At 42.2% G+C, this 13,195-nt stretch carries 10 protein-coding genes; 8 read left to right on the forward strand and 2 right to left on the reverse strand.

Features of this window, described 5'->3' with window-relative positions:
• The first annotated feature begins 3 nt into the window (after positions 1 to 3).
• The 6 genes from ACED20_RS04560 to metF all read left to right on the forward strand — a co-directional run bounded on the left by ACED20_RS04560 (position 4) and on the right by metF (position 8,870).
• Entirely contained in the window at positions 4 to 1,545 is a 1,542-nt protein-coding gene (locus ACED20_RS04560) for an ACT domain-containing protein (protein ID WP_294321755.1), read from the forward strand.
• Positions 1,546 to 1,753: 208 nt separating this feature from the next.
• The gene (locus tag ACED20_RS04565) at positions 1,754 to 2,914 is read left to right on the forward strand and encodes an O-succinylhomoserine sulfhydrylase (RefSeq protein WP_294312425.1); all 1,161 of its coding nucleotides are present in this window, start codon (positions 1,754 to 1,756) and stop codon (positions 2,912 to 2,914) included.
• A gap of 73 nt (positions 2,915 to 2,987) precedes the next feature.
• On the forward strand, positions 2,988 to 3,998 hold the full coding sequence (locus tag ACED20_RS04570) for a homocysteine S-methyltransferase family protein (RefSeq protein ID WP_345767126.1): 1,011 nt from the start codon (positions 2,988 to 2,990) through the stop codon (positions 3,996 to 3,998).
• 86 nt (positions 3,999 to 4,084) lie between these two features.
• Positions 4,085 to 5,176, forward strand: a complete 1,092-nt coding sequence (locus ACED20_RS04575) for a fatty acid desaturase (protein WP_294239782.1) — start codon at positions 4,085 to 4,087, stop codon at positions 5,174 to 5,176.
• Between the two features lie 7 nt (positions 5,177 to 5,183).
• Entirely contained in the window at positions 5,184 to 7,844 is a 2,661-nt protein-coding gene (metH, locus tag ACED20_RS04580; RefSeq protein ID WP_378103628.1) for a methionine synthase, read from the forward strand.
• 66 nt (positions 7,845 to 7,910) lie between these two features.
• On the forward strand, positions 7,911 to 8,870 hold the full coding sequence (gene metF / locus ACED20_RS04585; protein WP_294321747.1) for a methylenetetrahydrofolate reductase [NAD(P)H]: 960 nt from the start codon (positions 7,911 to 7,913) through the stop codon (positions 8,868 to 8,870).
• A gap of 54 nt (positions 8,871 to 8,924) precedes the next feature.
• Here metF and ACED20_RS04590 read toward each other — a convergent pair whose 3' ends face one another.
• Together ACED20_RS04590 and ACED20_RS04595 are read right to left on the reverse strand one after the other, a co-directional pair.
• Positions 8,925 to 9,413 carry a hypothetical protein gene (locus ACED20_RS04590; RefSeq protein ID WP_294232586.1) on the reverse strand — a complete coding sequence of 163 codons (489 nt, stop codon included), beginning with the start codon at positions 9,411 to 9,413 and terminating at the stop codon, positions 8,925 to 8,927.
• A gap of 23 nt (positions 9,414 to 9,436) precedes the next feature.
• Complete coding sequence (locus tag ACED20_RS04595) at positions 9,437 to 10,591, reverse strand: hypothetical protein (RefSeq protein WP_294232587.1); 1,155 nt, start codon at positions 10,589 to 10,591, stop codon at positions 9,437 to 9,439.
• 97 nt (positions 10,592 to 10,688) lie between these two features.
• Here ACED20_RS04595 and folE point away from each other — a divergent pair, with 97 nt between their 5' ends.
• Positions 10,689 to 11,354, forward strand: coding sequence for a GTP cyclohydrolase I FolE (gene folE / locus ACED20_RS04600; protein ID WP_378103629.1), 666 nt, complete (start codon positions 10,689 to 10,691; stop codon positions 11,352 to 11,354).
• A gap of 251 nt (positions 11,355 to 11,605) precedes the next feature.
• On the forward strand, positions 11,606 to 13,072 hold the full coding sequence (gene cysS / locus ACED20_RS04605) for a cysteine--tRNA ligase (RefSeq protein ID WP_378103631.1): 1,467 nt from the start codon (positions 11,606 to 11,608) through the stop codon (positions 13,070 to 13,072).
• The last annotated feature ends 123 nt before the right edge of the window (positions 13,073 to 13,195 follow it).

Here is a 13,195-nt window from a genome sequence, read left to right on the forward strand (position 1 = left end):
AAGATGAAGAATAATGCAAACGAGATAAAATTTTTGAAGAACAGGTCCATCATCAAATTTGAAGGCGAAGATTTCCTAGGGGAAATCGGGATCGACGGACGGATTTTTAAGGCGCTCACCCTAGCCCGGATCAGCGTGGGAGTCATTTCCCAACAGGCTATTGAGAACGGACTTTCCATCCTTGTACAGGAAAGCGATTCCGAAAAGGCGGTAAACTGTCTGATTGATGAATTTGAGGCGGAAAGGAAATCGGGAAAAGTCTCCCAGATTTACAGCATTAATAATGTGTCGGTTATTGGATTTGTTGCCGAAGATTTCAATAAAATATTGGCAGAACTGGCAAGGAACAATGTTTTCCCTTTGCTTTTAAACCAGATCGCAGCGGAAAAAAGAGTCAACATTGTTGTAACCTCCTCCCAGGACGAAAAAGCGAAGAACATCATCGAATCTGAAATTTCCAAAAAGCCGAAAACTGTACATTTGGCAATTATCGGCCACGGAAATGTCGGAAAGACTTTGATCGAGCAGGTGCTGGAATCTTCCGAAGAGATCAAAAGGAGGAAAAAAATTGATCTGAAAGTAGTGGCTGTAGCCAACTCCAGAAAGATCGCCTTCAACAAAAAAGGATTTGGAACCAACTGGAGTGATGAGGTTTTAACGGCGGAAAGTCCATCCAATATTCAGGAGCTGATCAGTTTTTCAAAGCAAAATCAACTGGAAAACTTAATTGTTGTGGATAATACCGCAAGCAAAGATTTTGTCCACAATTATCATGCGTTGGCCGAAAACGGTTTCGACCTGGTATCTTCCAACAAAATATTCAACACCCTGCCGATTGAGGAATACCGTAAACTAAGATATACGTTGAACAAAAACAACCGGCGTTACCTGTATGAGACCAATGTAGGTGCCGGTTTGCCACTAATTGATACCATCAAGCTTCTTCATCTTTCAGGGGAAAATATCACAAGAATCAAAGGGGTATTCTCCGGGACGCTCAGCTATGTTTTCAATAATTTTTCTTTAAGGGACGAGAAATTTTCCACCATTATCAATGAAGCTTTGGAAAAAGGATATACCGAACCGGATCCTAGAGAAGATTTATCCGGAAACGATGTGGCCAGAAAGCTGCTGATCCTGGCAAGGGAACTCGACCTCATCAACGAATTCAGTGACATCAGGATCCAGAATCTCGTTCCTGAAAGCCTGCTGGATATTTCAAAACCTGAATTTCTTGCCAGGCTGAATGAACTGGATGCAGAATATCAGAAAATCAAGGACAATCAGGAGCCGGGACATGTGTTGCGGTACGTCGGAGACCTTTACGGAGATCTTCAGAAAGATAAGGGTGAACTGGATGTGAACCTGATCTCCGTTCCTGCAGGTTCCGCTTTGGGCCAGCTGAAAGGCTCCGATTCCATCTTTGAAATCTATACCGAAAGCTATGGTGAAAACCCGATCGTCATTATGGGTGCCGGAGCCGGAGCACAGGTAACCGCAAGAGGGGTATTCGGAGATATTTTAAGAGTAAGTGAAACAAAATAAACAAATGTAACAATATAAAAGTGTAACAGTTTACCAATATATTATGCTGCGCAAGCCGAAGCAATTTACTGTTGCGGATAATTATAAAAAATAATGAATAACCTTATAATGCGGGAGTCTATCAATATTTATCACGGCTGTCATGCTGAGCCTGTCGAAGCATTTCATGAGTGTACTGATATACTGCTTCATTTGTAAATTTATCTCTATGGAAAATTTTGAAACCTTTGCCATAAGAACCCAGACGGAGAGAACGCAGTTTGATGAGCATTCTACGCCGCTTTTCGTAACCTCAAGCTTTGTGTTTGAAGATGCAGAAGATATGCGGGCGAGCTTTGCCGAAGAAAAACCGAAGAATTTATACAGCCGTTTCTCAAACCCGAATGTAACGGAATTCACCGATAAAATCGTAAAAATGGAAGGGGCAGAAGCCGGATATGCTTTTGCAACAGGAATGGCAGCGATCTATTCCACTTTTGCCACCTTGCTGAATGCGGGGGATCATATCGTAAGCTGTCAGTCGGTTTTCGGCTCCACCCATACGTTGTTCACAAAATATTTCCCGAAATGGAATATTGAAACCACTTATTTCAAAGCGGAAGATGCGGAAAAAGTAGAACAGTACATTCAGCCGAATACAAAAATCTTATATCTGGAAACCCCGACCAATCCGGCGATTGAAGTATTGGATCTGGAATATTTCGGACAGATTGCAAAAAAGCACAATCTTATTTTTATTGTGGATAACTGTTTTGCAACCCCTTATCTGCAGCAGCCGATAAAATACGGTGCCGACATCGTCGTGCATTCCGCCACCAAGCTGATTGACGGCCAGGGCAGAGTACTGGGTGGTGTTGCAGTCGGAAAAGCTGATTTGATCCGTGAAATTTATCTTTTTGCCAGAAACACGGGTCCGGCCATGTCACCGTTCAATGCGTGGGTTTTGTCTAAAAGTTTAGAGACCTTAGCGATTCGTGTAGAAAGACATTGTGAAAATGCCCTGAAAGTCGCTGAATTTTTGGAAAATCATCCAAATGTGGAACTGGTAAAATATCCTTTCCTGAAATCCCATCCGGGATATGAAATTGCCAAAAAGCAGATGAAACTGGGCGGAAACATTGTGGCTTTTGAAATCAAAGGCGGTATTGAAGGCGGAAGAAACTTTTTAAACAAAATTAAAATGTGCTCGCTCTCCGCCAACCTGGGTGATACGAGAACCATTGTCACCCACCCGGCCTCCACAACGCATTCTAAGTTAACGGACGAAGAGAGAAATGAAGTGGGAATTACAGCGGGATTGGTTCGCTGCTCGGTCGGTTTGGAACATGTGGATGATATTATTGCGGATCTCAAACAGGCGTTGGAATAATTCATCAATAGGAACGGGCTTTAGCCCGTTTTTAAAATCAACAAAACAAAATGGGCTTTAGCCTAAGCATACAATGAAAAACTCACAACAACTATACAAAGCCTTATCCGAAAGAATTTTAATTCTCGACGGGGCCATGGGCACCATGCTTCAGCGGTATAAATTTGAAGAAGAAGACTACCGTGGCGAACGCTTCAAAAACTGGGAACATCCGGTAAAAGGAAACAATGATCTGTTGTCTCTTACCCAGCCCCATGCCATTGAAGAAGTTCACAAAAAATACCTGGAGGCAGGTGCTGACATTATCGAAACCAACACCTTTTCGGGAACAACCATTGCGATGGCAGATTACCACATGGAAGAGCTGGTATACGAACTCAACTACGAATCGGCAAAGATCGCGAGGAAGGCCTGTGATGAATACACGGCTAAGAACCCTAACAAACCTAGATTCGTTGCCGGATCCATCGGACCGACCAACAGAACGGCCAGCCTAAGTCCGGACGTGAACGATCCGGGATACAGAGCCATCACTTTTGAAGAACTCAGGGTGGCTTACAAACAGCAATGTGAAGCTTTATTGGACGGCGGTTCGGATATCTTACTGGTAGAAACCATCTTCGATACCCTGAATGCCAAAGCAGCATTATTCGCCATTGACGAAATCCAGGATGAAAGGGAAATCAAAATCCCGATCATGGTTTCCGGAACGATTACCGATGCTTCCGGAAGAACGCTGAGCGGGCAGACGGCAGAAGCGTTTTTAATCTCCGTTTCCCATTTGAATCTGCTGAGTGTAGGCTTTAATTGCGCGCTGGGAGCGAATCAGCTCACCCCGTATTTGGAAACATTGGCGCATAATTCAGACTTCCCTGTTTCCGCTTACCCGAATGCGGGACTGCCGAATGCTTTCGGGAAATATGATGAAACCCCGGAAGATATGGCCGGCCAGATCAGGGAATATGCTGAAAAGGGACTGATCAACATCATCGGAGGCTGCTGCGGGACCACGCCGGAGCACATCAAAGCAATCGCCGACCTGGTAGCGGAATACCCGCCGAGAAAAGTAAGAGAAATTGTTTGAGCTTAATTGATTTTTTGATGAATTGAGAAGCAGAAGGGAACAATTTTTACTGTTATATTTTATTAAGTCACACTAAATCAAATATAATGGAAAAGCCTATTTACTTAAAAGATTCGGAAGATGCAAAATTGTTTAATGAACTGAGGAAGAAAGTGAACCGTAGAGTAGAAGCCATTCCTGAAAACCGGGATATTTATATTCAGATCAAAGCAGTCATTCTGCCTTTGGTCTATTTCGGATTGTATGTATTTGCTCTTCTCAATGTGAACAGGCCTTGGGTGTACATTTCAGGATTTATTTTGATGGGGATTTCATTGGTTTTAATTTATCTGAATTTAATCCATGAAGCAGCACACAACAACATATTTAAAAGCAAAAGGCTCAACAGTATGGTTCTGCAGATCTTCGATTTTGTAGGCGCAAACTCTTACATCTGGAAAAAAAGGCATATTGCGAGCCATCATGCCTATCCCAATGTTGACGGCTGGGATACCGACATCGAGCAGAGCGGATTGCTGCTGATCGTTCCATGGATCAAAGCGAAAGGCATTCAGAAATACCAGCACCGGTTTTTCTTTCTGGTCTATCCGCTCTATCTGTTTAACTGGATGTTCATCCGGGATTTCCGGGACTTTTTCGATAATGAAAGGGTCATCCTGAAAACCCAGGGAGCAATTCCGGTAAAAGAGAAAATTAAAATGGTGGCATATAAACTATTCTACTTTTTCTATCAGATCGCGGTTCCGGTTCTGTTCTTTAAGGTGTCGATCGGGCTGGCGTTGGGCGCGTGGTTTTTGCAGGTGATCGCGGCGAGCATTTTCGCCCTGTTTGTGTTGTTGCCACTGCATCCGCTTCCGGACAACGCGTTTCCGAAGCTGGATGAAAAAAACGGGTTGCCGTTCAGCTGGATCCGCCATCAGCTGGAAGTTACCAATGATTTAAAAGAAAACAACTGGTTCGTACGAAACGTGTTGGGAAATTTCAACTTTCACGTGGCCCATCACCTCTTCCCGAATTACAGCTATGCTTATTATAATGAAATTACCGAAGAAATCGAAGCATTTGCCAGAGAACACAACCTCGGCTACAAACGGTTTCCGATTGTTACCGCTTTAGGCAAGCATGTGGATTTGCTGAAGCAGAATGCGAACAACGCATACTATATTTTAGAAGAATAATAAATTGATGAAATATTTAAGATTATCAGGGCTGGAGCCTTTGATTATTACCCCGGAAAGTAATTTTATCAACGTTGGCGAAAGAACCAATGTTGCCGGGTCAAAGAAATTTTTAAGACTAATAAAAGAAGAAAAATTCGGGGAAGCACTCGATATTGCACGCCATCAGGTAGAGGGCGGCGCACAGATCCTGGACGTTAATTTCGACGACGGACTGATCGACGGGAAAGCTTCCATGGTTAAGTTCTTAAATCTCATTGCTTCAGAGCCAGATATCGCCAGGATTCCTCTGATGATCGACTCCTCCAAATGGGAAATCCTTGAAGCGGGTCTTCAGGTGGCCCAGGGAAAATGTGTGGTGAATTCCATCAGCTTAAAAGGTGGCGAGGAAGAATTCATCAAGCAGGCCAAAGCCATTAAAAGATACGGTGCCGCAGTAATTGTGATGGCCTTCGATGAAACAGGGCAGGCCGATACGTATGAACGGAGAATTGAAATTTCAAAACGTTCTTATGATATTCTGGTCAACCGTTTAAATTTCCCTGCAGAAGATATTATTTTCGATTTGAATATATTTCCCGTAGCAACGGGAATGGACGAACACCGCCGGAATGCTATCGATTTTATAGAAGCCACAAGGTGGGTCCGTCAGAATCTTCCGTATGCATCCGTGAGCGGGGGAGTTTCCAATGTGTCTTTTTCTTTCAGGGGAAATGATACCGTAAGGGAAGCCATGCACTCGGTATTTCTGTACCATGCCATTCAGGCGGGAATGAATATGGGAATCGTAAATCCGGCGATGCTAGAAGTATACGATGAAATCAACAAAGAGCTTCTGGAACTGGTAGAAGACGTGATTCTTGATAAAAGGGAAGATGCTACCGAAAGGCTTTTGGATTATTCCGAAAAGCATAAATCCGTTAAAAAAGAGAAAGTTGAGGAACTGGAATGGCGCACAAAACCTTTGCAGGAAAGAATCACCCATTCTTTGGTAAAAGGAATCGACCGTTTTATCGAAGAAGATGTGGAAGAAGCCAGGCAGCAGGCCACAAAACCACTGCATGTAATTGAAATAAATCTAATGACGGGAATGGGCGTTGTGGGTGATCTCTTCGGAAGCGGAAAAATGTTCCTGCCGCAGGTAGTAAAATCTGCCAGGGTAATGAAAAAGGCGGTTGCTTACCTGCAGCCCTTCATCGAAGCGGAAAAAGACGGGTCCAAGCCGGCAAACGGAAAAATTCTGATGGCTACCGTAAAAGGGGATGTTCACGACATCGGAAAAAATATTGTGAGTGTCGTGCTGGGCTGTAACAATTATGAAATTGTCGACCTGGGGGTAATGGTGCCTGCTGAAAAAATTATCCAGGCAGCCATTGATCATCAGGTGGATGTCATCGGCTTAAGCGGGCTCATTACACCAAGTCTTGATGAAATGGTGTACATTGCTTCGGAACTGGAGAGACAAAATCTTAATTTCCCTCTGCTGATTGGAGGAGCAACCACGTCAAAGGCCCACACCGCCGTAAAAATCGATTTAAAATATAAAAATGCCGTCGTTCATGTAAATGATGCTTCAAGAGCGGTAAACGTAGTGAGTTCATTACTGGGCGACCGGAACAAAGAATATGTTGAAGATTTAAAAAATGACTATTCCGAATTCCGGGAAAAATTCCTGAACCGGCAGGTGGAAAAAGATTATGTCTCTATCGTAGAAGCGAGAGAAAATAAATTTAAAATCGATTGGGAAAATGAAGAAATCTTTACTCCGAACCAATTGGGAATTCAGGTTTTTGAAAACCAGGATTTAAGGGAATTGCTGCCGTTCATCGACTGGTCGCCGTTTTTCAGAAGCTGGGATCTGCACGGAAAATACCCGAATATTCTGGAAGATGAAGTGGTCGGTGCACAGGCAAAAGAACTGTTCAAGGATGCCCAGGTGATTTTAAAACGGATTTTAGATGAGAAATTACTGATGGCCAAAGCTGTTTTCGGAATTTTTAAAGCCAATTCCAATGAGACGGATGACATCCTGATCTTCAATGAAAATCATGAGCAGCAGGTAAAATTTATTACACTGAGACAGCAGGCGCAGCGTTCCAAAGGAAAAGATTACCTGGCCTTAAGTGATTTCATCGCTCCTCAAAATTCCGGGAAAACCGATTATATGGGAGCTTTCTGTGTAACCACCGGTTTCGGAACGGATGAACTGGCCGCAGAATATGAAAAAGCCAACGACGATTACAACGCCATCATGGTAAAAGCCTTGGCCGATCGTTTTGCGGAAGCTTACGCTGAATTTTTACACAAGAAAGTCAGAACCGAATATTGGGGCTACGCCAATCAGGAAAACTTAACCAACGAAGAACTTATTGCCGAAAAATACAAAGGAATCCGTCCTGCTCCCGGCTATCCGGCTTGTCCTGACCATTTGGAAAAACATGCCATCTGGGATCTTCTAAAAGTGAAAGAAAACATCGGGGTGTACTTAACGGAAAGTTTAGCAATGTTCCCGACCGCTTCGGTTTCCGGGTATTATTTCGGAAGCCCGCACGCCAAATATTTCGGCTTGGGGAAAATCGCAGAAGACCAGTTGAAGGATTACTCCGTAAGAAAGGGGATTTCTTTGCAGGAAGCAAGAAAATGGTTGTCGCCGAATTTAGCGGATTAATTAGTACCAGTTTTTTTTGGTATTGAAATATACTATTTTACAAATATTCAGACTATAAAAATTAAAATGAAAATCACCGACCATATAAAAAACGCCAACGGCAAAACTCTTTTCTCTCTCGAAGTGGTACCACCACAGAAAGGCATCGGAATCGAGGATCTCTATAGAAACATCGATCCGTTAATGGAATTCAAACCGCCTTTTATTGATGTAACGACTTCAAGGGAAGAATATATTTATATTGATAAAGGAAACGGGCTGATGGAACGCCGGATTACCAGGATGCGTCCCGGAACCTTGGGGATCTGTGCGGCGATTCAGCATAAATACAATGTAGACACCGTTCCGCATTTGTTGTGCGGCGGCTTTACCAAAGAAGAAACCGAATACCTGCTGGTCGACTGTATGTATCTGGGAATCGATAATGTGATGGCCTTAAGGGGGGATGCGATGAAAGGGCATCAGTATTTTGAGCCAACCTCCGGCGGACATGCCAGTGCGATGGACCTGGTGCATCAGATCAATAACCTGGGAAGAGGGAAATATCTGCATAATGAAGAAAAGGAATGTGAAGAACATAACAAATTCTGCATCGGTGTAGCCGGCTATCCCGAAAAGCATATGGAAGCCCCTTCGATGAATTACGACCTGAAGTGGCTGAAGCAGAAAGTAGATGCCGGAGCAGATTATATTGTGACCCAAATGTTTTTTGACAATAAAAAATTCATTGATTTTGTAAAAAAAGCCCGCGAAATGGGAATCACCGTTCCGATTATCCCGGGAATCAAGCCGATTGCCACAAAAAAACATCTGAAGATATTGCCGCAGATTTTTAAAATCGATTTACCGGAAGACCTCATCAATGAAGTGGAACATGCCAAAAATAACGAAGCCGTTAAGCAAATCGGCATTGAGTGGGCCATCGCACAGTGTCGGGAACTGCTGGATTTCGGAGTTCCGGTGTTGCATTTTTATTCGATGGGAAAAAGTGATAATATTAAAAAAGTAGCCGGAGCGCTATTCTAATAAAGTAAAATGAATCTTATGAAAGTCCTGAAAAAAATCAGGGCTTTTTTTATGCTACCTGATTTCGCTCTGATATTGCAAAAGTCTTTCAAAAACACTGCGGGTGGTAGGTTTTGTAGAATTCAGATTGAAAATAAACATTCCGCTTTCAATATTGAAATAATATTTGGCTTCTTGGTCCTCTACTGAGAACCATTTTAAAAGCCCGTTGACAATATTGATGTCTTCCCATTTGATAGTACTGTCGTACAAAGGAAATGTATGGGGATGCTGATGCAGAGTGTCTACAAAATGAATATGATTATCTTCCACATAAATCATTCCGCTTCCCTGAAAAGCTTTGATCTTGAAAAATTCATTTTGTGCATTTCCCATATTATAACGTACAAAAGCATAATATTCCGGAGTTCCGATTTCCTGAAGAAGCAGGTTCTGTTTTTTTCTACGGCTTCTGGCTGCCAGATAGGCGATCAGGAAAATGATTGCCGGAATTGATAAAAGAAAAATTAATAAAATAACAATGAGAACAATAATCGAGGTCATCAGTGTACGGTTTAAGTTTTACATTACAATTCAGGGTGCCTTTCAAAATTCTTGTTTCTGTCGAACAAATATCGGTAGGTTGCCAGTTTCCGCGTAACGGTCGTATCCAGGTTCTCCGCGATCCTGATCATTTTAGGATTAAAATCGCCGATCCACTGCATTTCCGTGACTTTAAAATCGGTGTGCTTCCTAAGATGCTGTGTTCCTTCCCAGATCATGTATCCTTCAAGGCCCTTTCTTTGCCACTCCGGAACCACACCAAAAACAAGACCAATCATTTTCTCATTTTTTCTGAATTTTTTAATCCACAGAAACTTCAGCTTTTCCCACCAGCCGAATTTTCCGTTGAGGTATTTGAACCATTGGTTGGTATCCGGAATATTCATCCACATGGCGACAGGCTTTTCCTTATCATAAACAAACCAGGAAATATGCTCGTTGATGATAGGTTTCATCATTTTAAACATTTTCAAAACCTTGGATTCCTCCATCTGCTTCCCTTCACCGTGGGCAGCCCACGCTTTATTGTAAATTTCGGTAAAATCACGGGCAAATTTCTCCAGGTGGCTCTTCGTCATCGGCTGTGCGGAAATATCAGGATTCTTGCTGTGTTTGGCGTGCATTACCGTGAATACCCTTGAAACTTCTGCAAAAATCGGTCTGGAAAAGCAAAGCTGTTCAAAGTAAATTTTAAAACCGTAGTTTTCAAAAAGATCTTTGTAATAAGGGAAATTATAGTTCATCCCATACAGCGGTTCAATAAATCCTTCGATCACAAGTCCCCAGAATTTATCACGTTCCCCAAAATTGATCGGTCCGTCCATAGCTTCTATGCCCCGCTGCTGTAGCCAGTTTTTACAGTAATCAAAAATAAAATCGGCCGTTTCCTGGTCATTGATGCAGTCGAAGAATCCGATTCCTCCGGTAGGCTGTTTCTGCTGATAGGTCCCGTTGATGAAAACCGCCACTTTCCCAACTGTTTCCTGTTGCTTATTTCTGAATAAAAAACGGGCACATTCTCCGGTTTTGAACGCCTTGTTTTTTTCGGGATTGAAAACATCTTCAATATCGATATTCCTTGGTCTGATGTAGTTTTTGTCGTTCTTGTAAAGCCTTGCCGGAAACTCTAAAAATTCCTTTTTCTGGGAGTCGTTCTGTACTTCTTCAGCAGTAATCATGAGGTAAAAAGATGGTGGAGGTGAAAGATAATGTTTTTCAGCCAAATTAAATATGACGAACAGATTTTATCCGTATTTTTGTGCAAATTAAATAAAAATGGTTGATTTTACGGATAACGACGATGATATTTTTACGGGAAAAGAACATACGCCTATAAGAAAAGATGCTTTTGATAAATCACCGGAAGAAAAGATCGAAAAAATTACCGGACTGTTCGGGGAGATCATGAAAACCCTGGGTCTGGACATGACCGACGATTCTTTAAAAGACTCGCCAAGAAGGGTCGCCAAAATGTATGTAAATGAAATTTTCGGAGGGCTTCTGCCGGAAAACAAACCGGGGATTTCCACCTTTTCAAACAAATATAAATACCGCCAGATGCTGGTGGAAAAAGATATTACCGTATATTCGTTCTGCGAACACCACTTTTTGCCGATTATCGGAAGGGCACATGTGGCCTATATTTCCAACGGCGAAGTGATCGGGCTTTCAAAAATCAACAGGATTGTAGATTATTATGCAAAAAGACCGCAGGTTCAGGAAAGACTGACGATGCAGATCGTGGATGCTTTGAAAGAAGCACTGGGGACAAAGGATGTGGCCTGTATCATCGATGCCAAACACCTTTGTGTCAACTGCAGAGGAATAAAGGATACGGCAAGTTCTACGATTACCGCAGAACTGAGCGGAATTTTCAGAACCAATCCGATCACAAGACAGGAATTCCTGCATTATGTGGGAAGCCATGCGAAATTGGATTAATTAAGAAACTAGAGTACTTTTAGAAGTATTAAATGCTATTAATTTAAACTCAAATATATACTTTTGAGAAAGGAAGGAATTAAGTATGAAATATCATCCAGGTAATCACCAGTAATTTCAAAAGTAAAAAGCATTAAAGTTAATCATGATAAAATTTAAAAAAGTTTCACATAAAATTTTCATTACAACCATTATTTGTTGTAACCGATAATCCATTGAAAAACTTTAAACCCATAACTTTGAATACAATCATGCAATTAAAAATATACAACTCGCTTTCAGGCGAAAAAGAAATATTTAAACCTATTTTAGACGGGAACGTCGGAATGTATGTCTGCGGGCCCACCGTTTACAGCAATGTGCATTTGGGAAATGTGAGAACCTTCCTTTCCTTTGACTTCATTTACAGAAGTTTGATGCACCTCGGGTATAAAGTGAGGTATGTAAGGAACATCACCGATGCCGGGCATCTTACCGATGACGGCGACGTCAACAACGACCGTTTTGTAAAGCAGACGCGACTTGAAAAGCTGGAGCCGATGGAAATCGTACAGAAATACACCGTTGATTTTCATAAAGTGCTGGATCTTTTTAACCTTTTGCCGCCGAATATTGAACCTACGGCAACCGGTCACATCGTCGAACAGATTGAACTGACCCAAAAATTAATCGAAAGAGGATTTGCCTACGAAAGCAACGGATCCGTGTATTTCGATGTGCTGGAATACAACAACAGGGGCTTGAACTACGGAGAACTCTCCAAAAGAAATATCGAAGAACTTTTTGCCAACACCCGTGATCTGGATGGACAGGGGGAAAAGAAAAATCCGCAGGATTTTGCGTTATGGAAAAAAGCTTCTCCGGCACACATCATGCGGTGGAATTCGCCCTGGGGTGAAGGATTCCCGGGATGGCACCTGGAATGTACGGCCATGAGCACGAAATACCTCGGTGAAACCTTCGATATCCACGGAGGTGGAATGGACCTTAAATTCCCGCACCATGAATGTGAAATTGCACAGGGAAAAGCCTGTAACGATGCTGCTCCGGTAAATTACTGGATGCACGCCAATATGCTGACGATGAATTCCCAAAGGATGAGCAAATCCACCGGAAATTATATCCTGCCGATGCAGCTGGTAACCGGGGAAAACGATTTCTTTGAAAAACCTTTCCATCCATCGATTGTACGTTTCTGCTTCCTGCAGGCCCATTACCGAAGTGTACTGGATATTTCCAATGATGCGATGCTGGCCAGTGAAAAAGGGTTTATCCGATTGATGGAAGCCATTAAAGTATTGCAATCTATCACGCCGAACGATGAAAAATCATCCGGATTCAGTCTGGAAGAATGGAAGAGTAAAGCTTATGATGCATTGACGGACGATTTCAATTCCCCGGTGCTGATTGCCCATTTATTTGAAGCCGTAAAATACATCTTTGCTTTAAACGATGGTAAGGAAACCATCTCAACGAAAGATTTAGAGGATTTAAAATCTACATTAAATGCTTTTGTTTTTGATGTATTAGGACTTCAGACGATTGAGGAAAACAACAACGAAAAACTTGACCAAACTTTAAAAGTATTAATCGAGTTAAGAAACCAGGCCAGAAAATCGAAGAATTTCGAACTTTCCGATCAGATCCGCGATAAACTATTGGCAGAAGGCATCGAACTGAAAGACGGAAGGGATGGAACTTCATACGTATTGAATTAAATGAAAAATATTCTGATATAAACTCTCACAGTAATGTGGGAGTTTTTTGTGCCTATACTTCGGATGTATTCTTAATGTAAGATTGGTTGTAGTCATGTTGATAAAAAACTTCCAGCATCCCGC

It is taken from the genome of Chryseobacterium sp. sg2396, assembly GCF_042610505.1.
Lineage (GTDB): Bacteria > Bacteroidota > Bacteroidia > Flavobacteriales > Weeksellaceae > Chryseobacterium.

Excerpts from the sequence above, each read along its gene's own strand:
- metF (WP_294321747.1), top strand. The coding sequence starts at position 7,911 with ATGAAAATCACCGACCATATAAAAAACGCCAACGGCAAAACTCTTTTC.
- metH (WP_378103628.1), top strand. The coding sequence starts at position 5,184 with ATGAAATATTTAAGATTATCAGGGCTGGAGCCTTTGATTATTACCCCG.
- cysS (WP_378103631.1), top strand. The coding sequence starts at position 11,606 with ATGCAATTAAAAATATACAACTCGCTTTCAGGCGAAAAAGAAATATTT.
- ACED20_RS04570 (WP_345767126.1), top strand. The coding sequence starts at position 2,988 with ATGAAAAACTCACAACAACTATACAAAGCCTTATCCGAAAGAATTTTA.
- ACED20_RS04590 (WP_294232586.1), bottom strand. The coding sequence starts at position 9,413 with ATGACCTCGATTATTGTTCTCATTGTTATTTTATTAATTTTTCTTTTA.
- ACED20_RS04560 (WP_294321755.1), top strand. The coding sequence starts at position 4 with ATGAAGAATAATGCAAACGAGATAAAATTTTTGAAGAACAGGTCCATC.
- ACED20_RS04575 (WP_294239782.1), top strand. The coding sequence starts at position 4,085 with ATGGAAAAGCCTATTTACTTAAAAGATTCGGAAGATGCAAAATTGTTT.
- folE (WP_378103629.1), top strand. The coding sequence starts at position 10,689 with ATGGTTGATTTTACGGATAACGACGATGATATTTTTACGGGAAAAGAA.
- ACED20_RS04565 (WP_294312425.1), top strand. The coding sequence starts at position 1,754 with ATGGAAAATTTTGAAACCTTTGCCATAAGAACCCAGACGGAGAGAACG.
- ACED20_RS04595 (WP_294232587.1), bottom strand. The coding sequence starts at position 10,591 with ATGATTACTGCTGAAGAAGTACAGAACGACTCCCAGAAAAAGGAATTT.